The organism is Pseudomonas sessilinigenes (assembly GCF_003850565.1).
Taxonomy (GTDB): Bacteria; Pseudomonadota; Gammaproteobacteria; order Pseudomonadales; family Pseudomonadaceae; genus Aquipseudomonas; species Aquipseudomonas sessilinigenes.
In genome coordinates this window covers 4,952,356-4,970,798 of record NZ_CP027706.1, presented here as the reverse complement: position 1 = coordinate 4,970,798, position 18,443 = coordinate 4,952,356, and the positions used below count along the sequence as shown (strand labels likewise).

The 18,443-nt window shown below is 60.9% G+C and carries 18 protein-coding genes; 4 read left to right on the top strand and 14 right to left on the bottom strand.

What is annotated here, in order from left to right; genetic code table 11:
* Nucleotides 1–88 precede the first annotated feature (88 nt).
* Nucleotides 89–859: a sulfite exporter TauE/SafE family protein gene (locus C4K39_RS23180; RefSeq protein ID WP_124347501.1), complete on the bottom strand. Its 771-nt coding sequence runs from the start codon at nucleotides 857–859 to the stop codon at nucleotides 89–91.
* A 102-nt stretch (nucleotides 860–961) separates the two neighbouring features.
* Here C4K39_RS23180 and C4K39_RS23175 point away from each other — a divergent pair, with 102 nt between their 5' ends.
* The 4 genes from C4K39_RS23175 to leuA all read left to right on the top strand — a co-directional run bounded on the left by C4K39_RS23175 (nucleotide 962) and on the right by leuA (nucleotide 6,167).
* Entirely contained in the window at nucleotides 962–1,858 is an 897-nt protein-coding gene (locus tag C4K39_RS23175; protein WP_124347500.1) for a LysR family transcriptional regulator, read from the top strand.
* Between the two features lie 47 nt (nucleotides 1,859–1,905).
* Nucleotides 1,906–3,285 (top strand): exodeoxyribonuclease VII large subunit, encoded by a 1,380-nt coding sequence (xseA, locus tag C4K39_RS23170; RefSeq protein WP_124347499.1) that lies wholly within the window; start codon nucleotides 1,906–1,908, stop codon nucleotides 3,283–3,285.
* A gap of 3 nt (nucleotides 3,286–3,288) precedes the next feature.
* Entirely contained in the window at nucleotides 3,289–4,110 is an 822-nt protein-coding gene (locus C4K39_RS23165) for a M23 family metallopeptidase (RefSeq protein ID WP_068584769.1), read from the top strand.
* A 377-nt stretch (nucleotides 4,111–4,487) separates the two neighbouring features.
* Complete coding sequence (leuA, locus tag C4K39_RS23160; protein ID WP_124347498.1) at nucleotides 4,488–6,167, top strand: 2-isopropylmalate synthase; 1,680 nt, start codon at nucleotides 4,488–4,490, stop codon at nucleotides 6,165–6,167.
* A 242-nt stretch (nucleotides 6,168–6,409) separates the two neighbouring features.
* Here leuA and C4K39_RS23155 read toward each other — a convergent pair whose 3' ends face one another.
* The 13 genes from C4K39_RS23155 to fdx all read right to left on the bottom strand — a co-directional run bounded on the left by C4K39_RS23155 (nucleotide 6,410) and on the right by fdx (nucleotide 18,443).
* Nucleotides 6,410–7,201, bottom strand: a complete 792-nt coding sequence (locus C4K39_RS23155) for an amidohydrolase (protein ID WP_068584766.1) — start codon at nucleotides 7,199–7,201, stop codon at nucleotides 6,410–6,412.
* Nucleotides 7,189–8,337 (bottom strand): pyridoxal phosphate-dependent aminotransferase, encoded by a 1,149-nt coding sequence (locus C4K39_RS23150; RefSeq protein WP_124347497.1) that lies wholly within the window; start codon nucleotides 8,335–8,337, stop codon nucleotides 7,189–7,191. The genes C4K39_RS23155 and C4K39_RS23150 overlap by 13 nt, the downstream gene beginning before the upstream one ends.
* A gap of 188 nt (nucleotides 8,338–8,525) precedes the next feature.
* The gene (der, locus tag C4K39_RS23145) at nucleotides 8,526–9,998 is read right to left on the bottom strand and encodes a ribosome biogenesis GTPase Der (RefSeq protein WP_068584764.1); all 1,473 of its coding nucleotides are present in this window, start codon (nucleotides 9,996–9,998) and stop codon (nucleotides 8,526–8,528) included.
* 141 nt (nucleotides 9,999–10,139) lie between these two features.
* Nucleotides 10,140–11,291 carry an outer membrane protein assembly factor BamB gene (bamB, locus tag C4K39_RS23140; RefSeq protein ID WP_124347496.1) on the bottom strand — a complete coding sequence of 384 codons (1,152 nt, stop codon included), beginning with the start codon at nucleotides 11,289–11,291 and terminating at the stop codon, nucleotides 10,140–10,142.
* The gene (locus C4K39_RS23135; protein ID WP_068584760.1) at nucleotides 11,284–11,925 is read right to left on the bottom strand and encodes a tetratricopeptide repeat protein; all 642 of its coding nucleotides are present in this window, start codon (nucleotides 11,923–11,925) and stop codon (nucleotides 11,284–11,286) included. The genes bamB and C4K39_RS23135 overlap by 8 nt, the downstream gene beginning before the upstream one ends.
* A gap of 40 nt (nucleotides 11,926–11,965) precedes the next feature.
* Nucleotides 11,966–13,255 carry a histidine--tRNA ligase gene (gene hisS / locus C4K39_RS23130; protein ID WP_068584757.1) on the bottom strand — a complete coding sequence of 430 codons (1,290 nt, stop codon included), beginning with the start codon at nucleotides 13,253–13,255 and terminating at the stop codon, nucleotides 11,966–11,968.
* 22 nt (nucleotides 13,256–13,277) lie between these two features.
* The gene (gene ispG, locus C4K39_RS23125; protein WP_124347495.1) at nucleotides 13,278–14,387 is read right to left on the bottom strand and encodes a flavodoxin-dependent (E)-4-hydroxy-3-methylbut-2-enyl-diphosphate synthase; all 1,110 of its coding nucleotides are present in this window, start codon (nucleotides 14,385–14,387) and stop codon (nucleotides 13,278–13,280) included.
* A gap of 3 nt (nucleotides 14,388–14,390) precedes the next feature.
* Complete coding sequence (locus C4K39_RS23120) at nucleotides 14,391–15,416, bottom strand: RodZ domain-containing protein (RefSeq protein WP_068584753.1); 1,026 nt, start codon at nucleotides 15,414–15,416, stop codon at nucleotides 14,391–14,393.
* Nucleotides 15,416–16,174 carry a type IV pilus biogenesis/stability protein PilW gene (gene pilW, locus C4K39_RS23115; RefSeq protein ID WP_068584742.1) on the bottom strand — a complete coding sequence of 253 codons (759 nt, stop codon included), beginning with the start codon at nucleotides 16,172–16,174 and terminating at the stop codon, nucleotides 15,416–15,418. Before pilW ends, C4K39_RS23120 begins: the two co-directional genes overlap by 1 nt.
* A 12-nt stretch (nucleotides 16,175–16,186) precedes the next feature.
* Nucleotides 16,187–17,335 carry a dual-specificity RNA methyltransferase RlmN gene (rlmN, locus tag C4K39_RS23110; RefSeq protein ID WP_124347494.1) on the bottom strand — a complete coding sequence of 383 codons (1,149 nt, stop codon included), beginning with the start codon at nucleotides 17,333–17,335 and terminating at the stop codon, nucleotides 16,187–16,189.
* A 31-nt stretch (nucleotides 17,336–17,366) separates the two neighbouring features.
* Entirely contained in the window at nucleotides 17,367–17,792 is a 426-nt protein-coding gene (gene ndk / locus C4K39_RS23105) for a nucleoside-diphosphate kinase (RefSeq protein ID WP_068584736.1), read from the bottom strand.
* A gap of 94 nt (nucleotides 17,793–17,886) precedes the next feature.
* Complete coding sequence (gene iscX / locus C4K39_RS23100) at nucleotides 17,887–18,087, bottom strand: Fe-S cluster assembly protein IscX (protein WP_022640701.1); 201 nt, start codon at nucleotides 18,085–18,087, stop codon at nucleotides 17,887–17,889.
* 14 nt (nucleotides 18,088–18,101) lie between these two features.
* Nucleotides 18,102–18,443: an ISC system 2Fe-2S type ferredoxin gene (fdx, locus tag C4K39_RS23095; RefSeq protein WP_068584733.1), complete on the bottom strand. Its 342-nt coding sequence runs from the start codon at nucleotides 18,441–18,443 to the stop codon at nucleotides 18,102–18,104.

Genomic DNA, 18,443 nt, shown 5'->3' with positions numbered 1-18,443 from the left:
GCGAGCCGACCCCATCACCCAAGTGTAGAAGCCGGTTCGGCGACGAGCAGCGCCGAGGGCCGGCAGCTTAATCCCTGATCCTTGCAGGTCAAGCGCTCAAGTAACGGCCGATCAGGGCAATGCCACTGGCCAATACCAGCCAGGTCACCAGGCGCACGAAGGTTTCCCGGGACAGTTTCATCGCCAAGCGCCGGCCAATCCACAACCCCAACGCCATGGCCGGCAACAAGCACAGTGCCAGCAACAGCAGCGGCAGTTCGGCGTAGACCCCGGCCAGGGCGAACAGGCTCAGGCGTACCACGGTGCTGCAACTGATCAGCGCGCTCTGGGTCGCCCGGGCCGGGTCCTTGGGCAACCGGCTGTTCAGGTAGATCGCATAAAGGAAGCCGCCACTGCCGAACAAGGCACCGAACAGGCCGCCCACGATACCCATCGGCACCGACCAGCCGGCCGCCATCTGCGCCGGACGGGCCCTCACCCAGAGGGAGTAGATGGCATAGGTACAAATAAACATCCCCATCAGCAGCAACAACACATCGGACTTGAGGTTGAGCAGGAAGATCACCCCCAGGGTGCAACCCACGGCCATGCACGGCAGCAGGCGCAGCAATTCGGGTTTGGCCACGTCCTTGCGCGAGGGCAAGAGGTTGCCGAAGGCGGCGATGAAATCCAGCAGCACCAGCAACGGCACGATCTTCGACAGGGGCATGAACAGGATCAGGATCGGCCCGGCCACCAGGGCCGTGCCGAAACCGGCGATACCGAACACGATGTAGGCCAGGGCAATGCCCAAGCCGATCGCCAGCCAGGCACCTGGCCCGAATGCCCACTGGTTCAATCCTTCAACGAAAAGACTCATTACTGCCACATCCTCGACCTTGTATCCCACGACTTTAGCCATAGGCGAGCCTTGCGACTAATATCGTCGAAGCCGCCCACTCATCGCAAAAAGGCATGACTTGTGATTTCAACCCGTCAACTGCGTTACTTCGTGGAAATCGCCGAATGCGGCAGCTTCAGCGCTGCGGCAGAACGCCTGTTCGTCGCCCAGTCGGCCCTGAGCCGGCAGATCAAGGAACTGGAAGGCCTGCTGCAAACCCCGCTGTTCGAGCGCACCGCACGCCTGCCGCGCCTGACGGCCGCCGGTGAAGCGTTCTTCCCCAAGGCCCGCAACCTGCTGACCGAACTGCACAAGGCCGGCGAGCTGGCGACCCAGGTCGGCCAGGGGCAACTGGGGACCCTGCGCCTGAGCCATTCCAGCACCGTGCCCATGAGCGGGCGCCTGCTACGGGGAATCAGCCACTATCTACAGCAATGCCCCGGAGCCTCGATGGACATCGTCAAGCTGTCCTCCGAAGCGCAGTTGGAGGAACTGGCCGAGGGCCGCCTGGACGTCGGCCTGTTGCGCCTGCCAGTGTTGCGCCAACGCGAAGGCGTACAGGTCATCCCGTTGTTCAGCGAACCCTTGCTGGTGGCATTGCCTCCGGCGCACCCACTGGCGCTCGACCCACCGGCCAAGGGGGTCGACCTGGCGCAGCTGCGCGACGAAGCCTTTATCTCCATCCCCCATCCCCAGCGGGGCGGCTTGAGCTACCTGTCGGCCGAGTTATGCATGCGCCAGGGCTTCTTTCCCAAGGCGGCGCGGGTGATGTCGCGCAAGACCACCCAGTTGCAGCTGATCCAGGCCGGTTTCGGCATCGCCCTGCTCCCTGAGTCGATGCAGGACATCGCTCCGGCCAACATTCATTTCCTGCCCCTGGCCGATGGCGATTGCCAGAGCGTCATCGCCCTCGCCTGCCGTCAGGATCCGACACCATTGGTGGCACAATTCGTTAAGTATTTTCGCGACTACCTGTAAGCAATTTGCCTTGGCCCATTGGGAAACAGCCCTTTAAACTGCGCCCCATGATTAAAGATCCCTTTGCACGACTCGGACTGGACCGCGAGGTCCTCACCGTCACCCAGCTCAACGGCCGCGCCCGGGTGCTGCTCGAGGACGTGTTCAGCAATATCTGGGTCGAGGGCGAGATCTCCAACCTCGCCCGTCCGGCTTCCGGCCACGTGTACTTCACCCTCAAGGACAGTGGCGCCCAGGTGCGCTGCGCGCTGTTCCGGCAGAACGCCGCGCGGGTGCGCCAGGCACTCAAGGACGGCCTGGCGGTCAAGGTCCGGGGCAAAGTCTCGCTGTTCGAGGGACGCGGCGACTACCAGCTGATCCTCGATACCGTGGAGCCGGCCGGCGACGGTGCCTTGCGCCTGGCCTTCGAGGCCTTGAAGGACAAGCTCAGTGCCGAGGGCCTGTTCAGTGCCGAGCGCAAGCGTCCGCTGCCGGCCCATCCCCAGCGGATTGGCATCATCAGTTCGCCCACCGGAGCGGTGATTCGCGACATCATCAGCGTCTTCCGCCGCCGCGCGCCTCAAGTCTCGCTGACCTTGATCCCTACCGCAGTACAAGGCCGCGAAGCCACGGCGCAGATCGTCCGGGCCCTGCAACTGGCCGATGCCCGAGGCTTCGACGCCTTGATCCTGGCCCGTGGCGGCGGCTCCCTGGAAGACCTCTGGTGCTTCAACGAGGAGCCGGTAGCTCGGGCCGTAGCCAACTGCGTGACACCGATCGTCAGCGCCGTCGGCCATGAAACCGACGTGTCCATCAGCGATTTCGTAGCCGATGTCCGCGCGCCCACGCCCTCGGCCGCCGCCGAGTTGCTGGCCCCGGATTCCAGCGACCTGCAACGGCGGGTCGACAGCCTGCACCGCCGCCTGATGATGCGCATGCGCGACCGCTTGCTGCGCGAGCGCCTGCGCCTGGATGGCCTGGCCCGGCGCCTGCGCCATCCGGGCGAGCGGTTGCGCCAGCAGGCACAGCGCCTGGACGACCTGGACATGCGCCTGCGCCGGGCTTTCGAGCGCAGCCTGAATACTCGCCGTGAACGCCTGGCCCGCCTGGAAACCCGCCTCAGCGCCCAACATCCCGGACGCAACCTGGCGCTGTTGCGCCAACGCCTGGATAGCCTGGCCGAACGCCTGCCCCGGGCCATGGGCGAAGGCCTGAAGGCCCGCCGCCTGCAACTGCAGAGCCAGATGCAGACTTTGCATGTAGTCAGCCCCCTGGCCACATTGGGCCGTGGCTACAGCATTCTCCTGGATGAGCGTGGGCAGGCTATCCGCAGCGCCACGCAAACCCGTAATGGCCAACGCCTCACGGCCCGCCTGGGCGAAGGCGAACTGCAAGTGCGGGTCGAAGACAACCACCTGACGCCTGTCACCCTTTCTTTACTGGACTGATCCATGCCGCGCTTTATTTGCTCCCTACTGTTGCTGTGCCTGGCTTTCAACGCCCACGCCGACAGCTATATCACCCGCCTGTTGAACAAACCCGTGCCCGGCGGCGTGGCAGTGATCGACCTGGGCCAAGCCACCCAGGCGCCCAAGGCCAGCTACCAGGGCAAGCCGGTGCTGGTGGTGAAGGAACAGGCCAACTGGTTGGCGATCGTCGGTATTGCGCTGACGGCCAAGCCTGGCAACCAGCAGATCACCAGCGCCGGCCGTAGCCTGAGCTTCGTGGTCGGCAGCAAGAAGTACCCGGAGCAGCACATCACCCTGAAGAACCAGCGCCAGGTGAATCCCAACCCCGCGGACCTGAAGCGCATCGACGCCGAGCTGGCCGAACAACTGCGCGCCTATCGCAGCTTTAGCCCCAATACCCCAAGCAACCTGCTGCTGGACAAGCCCGTGAACGGGCCGCTGTCGAGCAAGTTTGGCGTACGTCGCTTCTTCAACGGCGAAGAACGCAACCCGCACTCGGGCCTGGACTTCGCCGTTGGAGCTGGTACACCAATCAAGACGCCGGCCGCAGGCAAGGTAATCCTCACCGGTAATTACTTCTTCAATGGCAATACCGTGTTCGTCGACCATGGCCAGGGTTTCATCAGCATGTTCTGTCATATGTCGAAGATCGATGTGAAGGTCGGCCAATCCCTGGCTCGCGGGGCAGTCGTGGGCAAGGTCGGCTCCACTGGCCGAGCCACCGGACCGCACATGCATTGGAACATCAGCCTGAACGACGCCCGGGTCGATCCGGCGATCTTCATCGGTGCGTTCCAACCCTGAAACGCCCTCCCCCACAGCGGTTTCCAGCAGCCGCCCCGGCAAAACACCCAAACCGACAGATTGCGCAGCCAGCCATGGCTGCGCAATACCTGAAAAGACAAAGCACGTTCTAAAGAATAAAATCTCGCAAATAACCAAATTACGAGTATTCCTCTCAATTTTTTCCCATTGCTTGCCATCTCCGAACCCAGTGGTTAGGGTTGAGCACATGAAAACCTCTCACACCCTCATTCAGCGTCGTCAACACCGGAGCCTCTGCCTCGTCAGCGCACGACTGCCAGGCTGAACCGCGGTGCCTCATCCCCCTGCGTCAACATTTGCATTCTTGACTCACCGGCAGGCCGCCTCTCTTCGGCCCGGAACATAAGGATTTCGCCATGACCATGCTCAAAGACCCGTCTTCCAAGTACCGCGCGTTCCCGACCATCAATTTGCCGGACCGCACCTGGCCGTCGAAGACCATCACCAGCGCGCCGATCTGGTGCAGTTCCGACCTGCGTGATGGCAACCAGTCGCTGATCGAACCGATGGATGCGGTCAAGAAACTGCGTTTCTGGAAGACCCTGGTGGCTGTCGGTGTGAAGGAAATCGAAGCTTCGTTCCCCGCCGCTTCGCAAACCGACTTCGACTTCGTGCGGACCCTGATCGAAGACAAGCATATTCCCGACGACACCACCATCCAGGTGCTGACCCAGGCCCGTGAAGACCTGATTGCCCGTACCTTCGAATCCTTGCGCGGCGCGAAGAAGGCCATCGTCCACCTGTACAACGCCACCAGCCCATCGTTCCGCCGCATTGTCTTCAACCAGGACAAGGCCGGGGTGAAGGAAATCGCGGTGAATGCGGCCAAGCTGTTCGTCAAATACGCCGCCCAGCAACCGGAAACCCAATGGCAGTTCGAATACTCCCCGGAAACCTTCAGCGCCACTGAACTGGAGTTCGCCAAGGAAGTCTGCGACGCCGTGGTCGAAGTCTGGAACGCGACCCCCACCAACAAGGTGATCCTCAACCTGCCAGCCACTGTCGAGGTGGCAACGCCGAACATCTACGCCGACCAGATCGAGTGGTTCTGCCGCCATATCAACCGCCGTGACAGCGTGATCATCAGCCTGCATACCCATAACGACCGTGGTACCGGCGTGGCCGCCACCGAGTTGGGCCTGATGGCCGGCGCCGACCGTGTCGAGGGCTGCCTGTTCGGTAACGGCGAACGCACCGGCAACGTCGACCTGGTCACCGTAGCGCTCAACCTCTACACCCAGGGCGTGGACCCCGAGTTGGACTTCTCCGACATCGACGGCGTGCGCAAGGTAGTGGAAGAGTGCAACCAGATTCCCGTGCACCCACGTCACCCCTATGTTGGCGACTTGGTCCACACCGCATTCTCCGGCTCCCACCAGGATGCGATCCGCAAAGGTTTTGCCCAGCAAAAATCCGATGGTGTGTGGGAAGTACCGTACTTGCCGATCGACCCGGCCGATATCGGCCGCAGCTATGAAGCGGTGATCCGTGTCAACAGCCAGTCGGGCAAGGGCGGTATCGCCTACCTGCTGGAGCAGGAATACGGCATCAGCTTGCCGCGCCGCATGCAGATCGAGTTCAGCCAGGTCGTCCAGCGGGAAACCGACCGCCTTGGCCTGGAGATGACGGCCCAGCAGATCCATGCGTTGCTGCACAGCGAGTACTTGCAGGCCAATACGCCTTACGCGCTGGTCAGCCATCGCCTGCAGGAAGAAAACGGCCACAGCTCGGTAGAAGTTGAGGTTTCGGGCAAGGGCCATGGCGAAAACAACCTGCACTGGCGCGGCAAGGGCAACGGTGCCCTGGAAGCCCTGGTGGCTGGCTTGCCGGTTGCAGTGGAGATCATGGACTACAACGAACACGCCATTGGCGCAGGCACCAACGCCAAGGCCGCCGCTTATATCGAGCTGCGAGTCAATGGCGAGCGGGCAGTGCATGGCGTGGGCATTGACGAGAACATCACCACCGCCAGCTTCAAGGCCTTGTTCAGCGCCCTGAACCGCTCGTTGAGCGAGCAACAGGCCAAGGCAGCTTAAAAGCCACTCTTGGTAAAACGGCCCCGGAGAGTCTCCTCTCCGGGGCCGTTTTGTTTAGCCGGCAGGATTCATTCACGGCTGCCGCTCGGCTCAGGCATGCACGTCGACACTGAGCATGGCCTGCAGCAGAGCCGCCTGCAGGACCTGCAGCGTGCTGCTGGTCACGGCGGTCTGCGCCAGGATCTCCATCACCTGCTGAGCCTTTTGTTCCTCGCAGGCCTACCCCTTCTCGGCACCGGCCACTAGGTAAACCTGAAGCTATCGGCGTCGAGGTTAGCCGGGAAACGGGCACGGTAGGCCGCCAATTCCGTAGTACTCAGGCAGACCTGGAACACGCCGTCGGCCTCTCCGGCGCTAAGCAGGGTCTCGCCCTGGAAGTCCAGCACCTGGCTGTCGCCGGTATAGGCGAAGCCTTTGCCATCGGTACCCACTCGATTCACAGCCGCGACATAACACAGGTTTTCAATGGCCCGGGCTGGCAACAAGCGATTCCAGTGCAAACGCCGCGCACCCGGCCAGTTGGCGGTATACAACAACAGGTCGGTGTCCTGGGCGTCACGGCTCCAGACCGGGAAACGCAGGTCGTAGCAGATCAACGGACGAATGCGCCATCCCTTGAGTTCGAACTGCACCTGACGCTCACCGGGAGTGAAATGGTCATGTTCACCGGCCATGCGAAACAGGTGGCGCTTGTCGTAGTGCCAGACTTCACCATCGGGACGCGCCCACAACAGGCGGTTGCGGTGGCTGCCGTCCGCGGCCTGGATGATCACGCTACCGGTGATCACCGCATCGAGCTTTTTCGCCTGGCAGCGCAGCCACTTGCTGGTAGGCCCGTTTTCCGCTTCCGCGAGGGTCGCCGAATCCATGGAGAAGCCGGTGGTGAACATTTCAGGAAGGATGATCAGGTCGGCACCGCGAGCCTGCTCCAGCAGTTGCTCGAAATGCTCCAGGTTGGCCTGGCGATCGTGCCAGGCCAGAGTGGTCTGGACCAGGGCCAGGTTGAGGTCGGGTAACGTACTCAGATCACGCATAGTTTCTCTGCTGCCTGACGCAGCGTCTCCTCGCGCTTGGCAAAACACAGGCGTACCAGACGCTGCCCCTGTGGCGGCTGCTGATAGAACACCGACACCGGGATGGCCGCGACGCCATGCTCACGAGTCATCCAGATCGCCATGTCGACATCGCTCAGGTCCGGACGAATCTGTGAATAGTCCACCAGTTGAAAATAAGTGCCGGCCACCCGGGTGAAGGAAAAACGAGAAGAACTCAGCAAGTCGCAGAACAAGTCACGCTTGGCCTGGTAGAAACCAGGCAACTCCTCGACATGTTCCGGGTGCTCGGCCATGAAGTCGGCAAGAGCGTACTGCAAAGGTGTCACGCCACAGAAGCTGACATATTGATGCACCTTGCGCAGCTCGGCACTCAAGGCCGGTGGCGCCACAACGTAACCGGTCTTCCAGCCAGTTACATGATAGGTCTTGCCAAAGGAGCTGACCACGAAGGCCCGCTGGTACAACTCCTCATGAGCCAACACACTGGCATGAGCCACGGCATCGAACACCAGGTGCTCGTAGACCTCGTCACTGACCAGGTAGATATCACGTTCACGAATCAACTCGGCCAACCGGTCCAGCTCGGCACGACTGATCAGGGCCCCACTGGGGTTGTGCGGGCTATTGATGATGATCATCCGTGTGCGGGGACTCAGGGCCGCCTCGAACTTCTGCCAGTCGATGGCGAAGTCTCCCAGTTGCAATGGCACATGCACACAGCGGCCGCCTGCCAGCTCCACAGAGGGCTCGTAGCTGTCATAGCTGGGATCGAAGACGATGACCTCATCACCCTGGCGGATCACTGCCTGGATTGCACAGAAGATCGCCTGGGTCGCCCCTGGGGTGATGGTCACTTCAGAATCGGGATCGACCTTGACGCCATAAGCCCGAGCGATTTTCGCCGCTACCTGCTGGCGCAGGAGTGGTAGGCCGGTCATCGGAGCGTACTGGTTATGGCCGTTGGCGACGTGTCGGGCAAGCGCATCGCGCAACGCTTGCGGACCGTCGAAATCAGGGAAACCCTGGGACAGGTTGAGCGCTCCGGTCTCGACCGCGAGCTGGGACATTTGCGTAAAGATGGTGGTGCCGACATTCGGCAGCTTGCTGGTGATCATGAGGGTTCCCTGCTGAACACCCGGCTCTACGAAGGCGCGGGAGGTCCCGAGGATAGCCCAAAGGACGGCGATTAAAAAAGGGTCCCTCAAGGACCCTTTTTAATCGCAGCTACAAGCTGCAAGCCATAAGCTGCAAGCCCTTGCCGCTTTTTACTGGCAGCTTGTAGCTTGCAACTCGAAGCACGGTCTCAACGCTTGTCCCGGCGCTTCTTATCGGCCTTCTTGTGGTGCGACATCAAGCGCCGCTTCTTGTTGACCTGGCGGTCGGTAAGCGTGTTCTTGTTGCCTTCGTACGGGTTATCACTGCCTTTGAACTCGATACGAATCGGCGTGCCCACCAGCTTCAGCACGCGACGGTAGGTGTTCTCCAGGTAGCGCACATAGGACTTGGGCACCTTCTCCACCTGGTTGCCGTGGATCACGATCAACGGTGGGTTGGCACCACCCAGGTGGGCATAACGCAACTTGATCCGACGGCTGTTGACCATCGGTGGAGCGTGCTCGCTCACGGCGTCTTCCAGGATCTGGGTCAGGCGGCTGGTCGGCCAACGGGTCACCGCCGACTTGAAGGAGTTCTGCACCGACTGGTAGAGGTTGCCCACACCCGTGCCATGCAATGCCGAGATGAAGTGGATGTCGGCGAAGTCGACGAAGAACAGCCGGCGTTCCAGCTCGGTCTTCACATAATCGCGCTCGCTGGGTTGCATGCCGTCCCACTTGTTCAGGGCAATCACCAGCGCACGCCCCGCTTCCAGGGCAAAGCCCAGCAGGTTCAGGTCGTGGTCCACCACGCCTTCGCGGGCGTCCATGACGAAGATCACGACGTTGGCGTCCTTGATCGCCTGCAGCGTCTTGACCACCGAGAACTTCTCGACTTCCTCGTGGATCTTGCCGCGCTTGCGCACACCGGCGGTGTCGATCAGCGTGTACTTCTCTTCGTTACGCTCGAACGGGATGTAGATACTGTCGCGGGTAGTACCGGGCTGGTCGTAGACGATCACCCGATCTTCGCCGAGCATACGGTTGACCAGGGTCGACTTGCCGACGTTGGGACGACCGATAATGGCGATCTTGATCCCGTCCTTCTCGCTCGGACCAGGAATACGCTTGGCTTCCTCGCCCTCGGCAACGACCTCTTCCTCACCCTCTTCAGGCTCGTCGGCGTCATCCTTGGGGAATTCACGCAGGGTGATTTCCAACATCTGGCTGATACCGCGGCCATGGGCACCGGCGATCGGGATCGCGTCGCCCATGCCCAGTGGCGCGAATTCGGCGCGAGCCATGTCCGGGTCGATGTTGTCGACCTTGTTGGCAATCACGTAGGAGGTCTTGTTACGTTTGCGCAGGTGTTCGCCGATCATCTGGTCGGCTGCGGTAAACCCGGCCTTGGCGTCCACCAGGAACAAGACTACGTCGGCTTCTTCAATGGCCAGCAGCGACTGCTCGGCCATCTTTTCATCCATGCCATGTTCGTCACCGGAGATACCACCGGTGTCGATGAGAATATAGGTACGCCCTTGCCACTTGGCCTCACCGTATTGGCGATCACGGGTCAGACCGGACAAGTCGCCAACGATGGCGTCGCGAGTCCGAGTCAGGCGGTTGAACAAGGTGGACTTGCCGACGTTGGGTCGACCCACCAGGGCGATTACGGGAACCATGCGGCTCTCCACTGCGTTAATTGCGAAAATACAAAAGCCGCTGCGAGGCAGCGGCTGGTGCTCGGGGCAGCACCTTGAAGTGCTGCGAACCTTGTCCAGACAAGGCCGCTTGGGGAATCAACCCCAAGCATAGTCAAACCATTACTTGATGGTCAGGGCTTCCAGTTTGCCGCTGTTGCCATACACGTAGATCATGTCGCCCACCACCAGCGGCCGGGCCCGCAGGCCATCGCTGTCGATACGCTCACGACCGACGAAACGACCATCGACCTGGCTCAGCAGGTGCAGGTAACCTTCCAGGTCACCCACAGCCACGTAGCTGGAGAAGACTTCCGGGGCCGACAATTGACGACGGGCCAGGGAATCATTGCTCCACAGGGCAGTGGTCGAGCGCTCGTCGATACCTTCCACGGTGCCCGAGGACAGGCTGACGTAGACGCTACCGAAACCCTGGGCAACACCTGCATAGCTGGAAGCATCACGCTGCCAGAGCGGGCGACCGCTCTCCAGGTCCAGGGCCACGACACGCCCCTGGTAGCTGGCGACATACAAGGTACCGCCAGACAACAGCAGGCCACCGTCGATATCCACTACCCGGTCCAGTTCGGAACGGCCTTGGGGGATCGCTACGCGCTGCTCCCAGACCGGCACGCCGTTGCGGATGTCCAGCGCCACTACCTTGCCGGTGGAGAGGCCGGCAAGCGCCAGGCGGTTGGTAGCCAATGGTGCACTGGTACCCCGCAAGGTCAGTACCGCTGGAGTGCTGTCATAGAGCCAGAGCTGGTGGCCAGTGCTGGCATCCAGGCCAATCACCCGGTCATCCTGGGTCTGGACTACCACCACGTCACCATTGGTGGCTGGCGGCGCCAGCACTTCGCTGGTGACGCGGGCACGCCATTTCTCTTCACCGTTGGAAGTGTCCAGGGCCACCACTTCGCCTTTCAGGGTGCCGATCATGACCAGGCCATAACCCACGCCCACAGCGCCGGACACAGGCAGCTCGAGGTCCTTCTTCCATTTGACGTCGCCGTTCATGCGATCCATGGCGACCACTACGCCAGTGACATCGGAGGCGTAGATAGTGCTGCCATCGATGGCCGGAACCAGCATGTTGTAGGTATCGCCCTGGCCGTCACCAATGGAACGGCTCCACTGCTTCTGCAGGACGACCTCTTCCTTGAAGCTGACCAGCTCCGCAGGTGGCAGTTCTTTCTTGCTGTTGCTGCTGCAACCCACAGCCAACAAGGCCAGGGCCAGCAATGCTGCATGTTTCCACCGGATCACGTCACGCATCCCCTTTGGCCAGGTCGTCGAGCTTGATTTGTAGGCCACCGACAGCCGCTTCATCCGACAGCGCCGCCTTGGCTTTTTGGTATGCAGCATGGGCTTCATCGACGCGGCCCAACTGGACCAGCAAATCGCCCTTGAGTTCTTCACGGGTGGCCAGGAAAGCCTTGTCGGTGTCACCGTCGAGCAGTTTCAGCGCCTCATCAACCTTGTTCTGCGCCGCCAGCACCTGGGCCAGACGTTGACGAGCCACTTCGCCCAGGGTCGCGTTCGCCGGCTTGTCCGCCACGGCCTTGAGCTGGGCAACCGCATCGTCCAGCTTGCCGGTATCCACTGCGACCTTGGCCACGAACAGGCTGCCGTACTGCGCGTAGGCGGTACCGCCGAACTCGCTGTTGAGCTTGCCGGCCAAGTCGGTAACACGGGCTGCGTCAGGTTTGCCATCAGGTGTCAGGGTGGTTTCCAGCAATTGCTGGTAGAGCACCGAAGCCCCCTGGGACTGGTTGCCTTGGTATTTATGCCAGGCCTGCCAGCCGAACACGATGACCAGAGCCAGCAGGCCACCGGTCACCAGGGGTTTGCCGTTACGCTGCCACCAGTCCTTCAATTCCGCCAGCTGTTCATCTTCGGTACTCGACACCCCAATACTCCTTATTCGCTAAATCGGCTGTTTGACAGCTTCAACCCTGCACGACGCAGGTGGCCAGGTGCGCAGCGAGTGCATCCCAGGCAATGCTTTGTTGTTCGCCCTGGCCACGCAGGGGCTTGAAACCTACCACTTGCTGGGCCATTTCGTCGTCACCGAGGATCAGCGCATACAACGCACCGCTCTTGTCGGCCTTCTTGAACTGGCTCTTGAAGCTGCCACCGCCGGCGTTGACCTGCAGGCGCAGGTTCGGCAGTTGATCGCGTACCCGCTCGCTCAGGGCCAGGCCTGCCAATTCGGCTGCCTCGCCAAAGGCGCAAAGGTAGACATCCACCTGGCGAGCAATTTCTTCCGGTACCCGCTCCAGGGTCTCCAGCATCAGCACCAGGCGCTCGATACCCATGGCAAAACCCACGCCCGGGGTCGGCTTGCCACCCATCTGCTCGACCAGGCCGTCGTAGCGGCCGCCTGCGCAGACAGTGCCCTGGGCACCGAGCTTGTCGGTCACCCATTCGAAGACGGTCTTGCTGTAGTAGTCCAGGCCACGTACCAGCTTCGGATTGATCACGTAGGGGATGCCAGCGGCTTCCAGGCGGGCCTTGAGACCTTCGAAGTGCACCCGGGACTCTTCATCCAGGTAGTCGGCCAGCTTCGGCGCATCCACCAGCACCGCCTGGGTGCCCGGGTCCTTGGTATCCAGGACCCGCAGTGGGTTGGTCTTCAGGCGACGCTGGCTGTCTTCGTCCAACTGGTCGTGGCGAGCCGAAAGGAACTCCACCAGCGCATCGCGATAGCGTGCACGGGCCTCGGAGGTACCCAGGCTGTTGAGTTCGAGCTTCACCGCATCACGGATACCCAGCTCGCCCCACAGGCGCCAGGTCAACACGATCAGTTCGGCGTCGATATCCGGACCGTCCAGGTTGAACACTTCCAGGCCGATCTGGTGGAACTGGCGATAACGACCTTTTTGTGGGCGCTCGTGACGGAACATCGGGCCGATGTACCAGAGTTTCTGCACCTGGCCAGCGCCGGTCAGGCCATGCTCCAGGGCCGCACGCACGCAGGCCGCGGTGCCTTCCGGGCGCAGGGTCAGCGAATCGCCGTTGCGGTCCTCGAAGGTGTACATTTCTTTTTCGACGATATCGGTCACTTCACCGATGGAGCGCTTGAACAGCTCGGTGAATTCGACGATAGGCATGCGGATCTGCTTGTAACCGTAGTTATCCAGCAACCGCGCCACGGTACCCTCGAAGTAGCGCCACAGGGGCGTCTGCTCGGGCAGGATGTCATTCATGCCACGAATGGCTTGCAGAGACTTGCTCACAAAAAATCCTTAATACGTTCGGTTAGCCACGAGCGATCAGCGCTGCGTCGGCTTCGACCTTCTCGGCCGCCTTCTGCCGGATCAGCTTTTCGAGCTCATCCACCAGGTTGTCATTGGTCAGTTTCTGCGATGGCTTGCCATCGATGTAAATCAGGTTCGGCGTACCACCGGTCAGCCCCACATGGGCTTCCTTGGCTTCGCCCGGGCCGTTGACTACACAACCGATCACCGCGACATCCATGGGTACCAGCAAGTCCTCGAGGCGCCCTTCAAGTTCGTTCATGGTCTTGACCACATCGAAATTCTGCCGCGAGCAGCTCGGGCAGGCGATGAAGTTGATGCCACGGGAACGCAGGCGCAGGGACTTGAGGATGTCGTAGCCGACCTTCACTTCCTCGACCGGATCGGCCGCCAACGAGATGCGAATGGTATCGCCAATCCCTTCGGCCAGCAGCATACCGAGGCCGACGGCGGATTTCACCGTGCCTGAACGCAATCCACCGGCTTCGGTGATGCCCAGGTGCAGGGGCTGGACGATTTCCTTGGCCAGCAAGCGGTAGGCTTCGACGGCCATGAACACGTCGGAAGCTTTCACACTGACCTTGAAGTCCTGGAAATTCAGCCGTTCCAGATGCTCGACATGACGCAGTGCCGACTCGACCAGTGCGGCGGGGGTCGGTTCGCCATATTTCTTTTGCAGGTCCTTTTCCAGCGAACCGGCATTGACCCCGATACGAATCGGGATACCGCGGTCGCGAGCCGCATCGACCACCGCCCGAACTCTATCCTCTCGACCGATGTTGCCGGGGTTGATACGCAGGCAATCGACGCCCAGCTCAGCCACGCGCAGGGCGATCCGATAGTCGAAGTGAATATCGGCCACCAGTGGGACCTTGACCAGTTGCTTGATCCGGCCGAACGCCTCCGCGGCATCCATATCCGGGACCGAAACCCGCACGATATCGACACCGGCGGCTTCCAGGCGGTTGATCTGGGCCACGGTTGCGGCCACGTCGTTGGTGTCGCTGTTGGTCATGCTCTGCACCGCGATCGGGGCATCGCCCCCTACCGGTACCGAGCCAACCCAGATCTTGCGGGACTCGCGACGTTTGATTGGAGATTCGCCGTGCATGACTTATTGACCTAACTTCAGGCGAGCAGTCTCGCCAGTGATGAACGGGGCGATATCCACCGCCTGACCGTTGTAGCTGATTTGAGCACCGCGGGCATAACCCAGGCGGACAGCGAAAGGCGGCTTGCCGCTGACATCGACGACTTCACCCTTGCGCTTGAGCGCACTGAGCAGGATCTTGCCATTGCCGTCGCTAACCTGGGTCCAGCAGTCGGCGCTGAACTGGATCTGCACCTGGGCCGAACCGACAGCCGCGGTAGTGGGAACCGGAGCATTGGTCGCGGCGACTGGCGCAACAGGAGTGGTCGGGGCAGGAGCCGCCGGGGCCGGAAGCGGCGTCGCTGGCACGGTCGCCACCGGTGCAACGGTTTGTGCCGGTGCAACATGGGTAGGAGCTACAGGCGCACCGGGAGCGGGCGCCACTGGAGCTGCTGGGCTGGCTGGAGCCTCAGCGGGCGGATTGGCATATTGCGCGGCATTGGCGTCGGCTTCGCTCTTGGCTTCGGCAACGGCCTGGTCTTCCGGCTCGTCCAGAGGGTGGATCTGGGTCTTGCCGTCGGCGCCCTCCACTTCGACATGCTCCGGATTCAGGGCAACCTGTTCCTTGCCACGCTGGGCAGTCTGGTCCTGCCACCAGACGAAACCGCCACCGACCACGGCCACCAACAACAGCAGGCTGACAATCCGCAGGATGGTATGGGAGACCCGTACGGGTTCTTCGATACGGCCCAGGGCGTGGACGGCGCTACCCTGGGAGTCGGTGCCGGTATATTGATCGAAGGCCTGGACCAGGACCGCCTGGTCCATGCCCAGCAACTTGGCATAGGCACGAATGTATCCACGGGCAAAGGTGTGGCCCGGGAGCTTGTCGAAGGCTCCGGCTTCCAGGTTGCTCAGGGAGCTCACGGTGAGATTGAGCTTGTGGGCCACCTCAGCCAGCGACCAGCCATTGCTTTCACGGGCCTGGCGCAAGGTTTCACCGGGATTGACGCGAGTCGTTGCTTGAACTTCGGGTTGCGCCACTTTCATCATTGCTCCGACAGGTATTGCTGATATTCCGGCGTACCGGGATAAAGTCGTTTTAGTTGCAGACCGTAACTGGAGGCCTTGTCGTGATCGTCGAACACCACAGCCAGCCGGGTGCCGAGCAATAGACTACGTGCATTTTGCTCGCCAAGCAGGCTAAAACGATCGTAATAATCACGCGCGGGCACATAATGCCTGTCTTCGTAAGACAACTCAGCCATTTCCAGTAATGCGCGAGGTTGTTGCTGGTTCAAACGCAGGGCTTTCGACAACTGCAACCGGGCCAGTCCACGCTGCCCCAGCTTCGAAGCGGCTACCCCAAGATTCTCGAAAACCCGGGAGCGCTCTGGGTACAGGGTATCGGCCGCCGCTTGCTCGAAGCGCTGATAGGCCTCTTCATAACGTTTTTCTTCGAACAGGAAGCTGCCGTAGTTATTGAGGATCCGGGCATTTTTCGGACTTGCCTCCAGAGCCTTGCGAAATTGCGCATCGGCCAGCGCAGGCTCCATTTCGGCTTGGAACACCAACGCCAGGGCCGCGTTGGCATCGGCATCGGCAGGGCTGAGCTCCAGGGCCTTCTTCAAGGGAACCTTGGCCCGTTCGCCCATACCTTGTTGCAGATACCCAAGGCCGAGCTGAACATAAGCCTGGCGCGCCTCATCACGTCCCTTGCTGGTACCCATCGGGCTGGTATCGCCCGACAGGACACAGCCAGCGCACAAGCTGGCAACAAGCAGGAGCAGCGCTAAGCGCAAGGCCATGGAGATCCTCTCTCAGGTACGGGCCGCGGCGCTTTGCGGCATATCGGCGTCGGCACTCAGCTCGCGCACGGCGATATAGCGTTCACTACGACGGGTGCGATCCAGCACCTGGCCTACCAACTGACCACAGGCGGCATCGATGTCTTCGCCGCGGGTGGTGCGCACAGTGACATTGAAGCCAGCGTGGTGCAGCTGGTCCTGGAAGCGTCGGATGGCGTTGTTGCTCGGACGTTCGTAACCGGAATGCGGGAACGGGTTGAACGGGATCAGGTTGATCTTGCAAGGAATATCCTTGAGCAACTCGATCATCTGCGCCGCATGTTCCGGCTTGTCGTTGACGTCCTTGAGCAGGGTGTACTCAATGGTCAGCACGCGCTTTTCGCCCAGGGCCGACATGTAGCGCTGGCACGACTCGAGCAGCATCTTCAACGGATACTTCTTGTTGATCGGTACCAACTGGTTGCGCAGCGCATCGTTGGGAGCGTGCAGGGACAACGCCAGGGAGACATCAATGTGCTTGGCCAGCTCATCGATCATCGGTACCACGCCGGAGGTCGACAGGGTCACACGGCGCTTGGAGATGCCGTAGCCCAGGTCGTCCATCATCAGGTGCATGGCCGAGATGACGTTGTCGAAGTTCAGCAGCGGTTCGCCCATGCCCATCATCACCACATTGGTGATGGCACGGTCGATGGTCGCGGGAACGCTGCCAAAGGATTTGTTGGCAATCCACACCTGGCCGATGACTTCGGCGGCAGTGAGGTTGCTATTGAAGCCTTGCTTGCCGGTGGAGCAGAAACTGCAATCCAGGGCACAGCCTGCCTGGGACGAAACGCACAAGGTACCGCGCTTGCCCTGGGGAATGTAAACGGTCTCGACACAGCTGCCGGACGCCACGCGCACCACCCATTTACGGGTACCGTCGCTGGAGATGTCCTCGCTGACCACTTCCGGACCGCGAATCTCGGCAACGGCCTTGAGCTTCTCGCGCAAGGCCTTGCCGACATTCGTCATGGCATCGAAATCATCGACGCCAAAGTGGTGAATCCATTTCATTACCTGACCGGCACGGAAACGCTTCTCCCCGATTGAGTCGAAGAATTTCTCCATTTCCGGTTGAGTCAGCCCCAACAGGTTAGTTTTGCCGATCGATGTAGTCATGGTTTCACCTTTCACTCACTGGCCCAATGGCTTAGCGAGTGGTCACCTCGGTAGCTGCGAAGAAGTAAGCGATTTCGCGAGCAGCGGCAGCTTCGGAGTCCGAACCGTGAACGGCGTTGGCGTCGATGGACTCAGCGAAATCAGCACGGATGGTACCGGCAGCAGCTTCTTTAGGGTTGGTAGCGCCCATCAGCTCGCGGTTGCGAACGATAGCGTTTTCACCTTCCAGAACCTGAACGACAACCGGACCGGAAGTCATGAAGGCAACCAGTTCGCCGAAGAAGCCACGCTCGCTGTGCTCAGCGTAGAAACCTTCGGCTTCGGCCTTGGACAGTTGCTTCATTTTCGAAGCTACAACGCGCAGGCCGGCTTCTTCGAAACGGGAAACGATCTTGCCGATAACGTTTTTTGCAACAGCGTCAGGCTTGATGATGGAGAAAGTACGTTGAACAGCCATGGTGTAACTCCAGAAACGGTGATTAAAGCGAAAAATTAAACCCGCGAATTATACGCGGGTTTAAAGGGATTGCCTAACTGCGTAGCCCGCGGATTCAGTCAGTTTCGTCGATCCAGGCAGCCTGAATTGCTTCAAGAACCTTCTCGCCTCCGCGAGCTGGATCGTCACTGAACTCCGGCAATGCCAGAACCCACTTGTGCAGATCGACAAAGTTCACATAACGCGGGTCCACATCCGGCTTCGAATCAGCCAGCTGGATCGCGATTTCCAGTACATCAACCCACTTCAGACTCATGATGGCTCCTTGAATCAGTGCGGCGCTTCGGCCGCGTGGTTGAGCGAGTACTTGGGAATTTCAACGGTCAGGTCTTCATCGCCAACGATAGCCTGGCACGACAGGCGCGACTGGGCTTCCAGGCCCCAGGCCTTGTCCAGCAGATCCTCTTCCAGCTCATCGGCTTCGTTCAGCGAGTCGAACCCTTCGCGCACGATGCAATGGCAAGTAGTGCAGGCACAGACGCCGCCACAGGCACTCTCGATCTCGATGTGGTTGTCATGGGCAACCTCAAGCAGCGAAACCCCTGGCTCGACGTCGACGACCAAGCCTTCCGGGCAGAACACGGCATGTGGCAGAAAAATGATCTGCGGCAT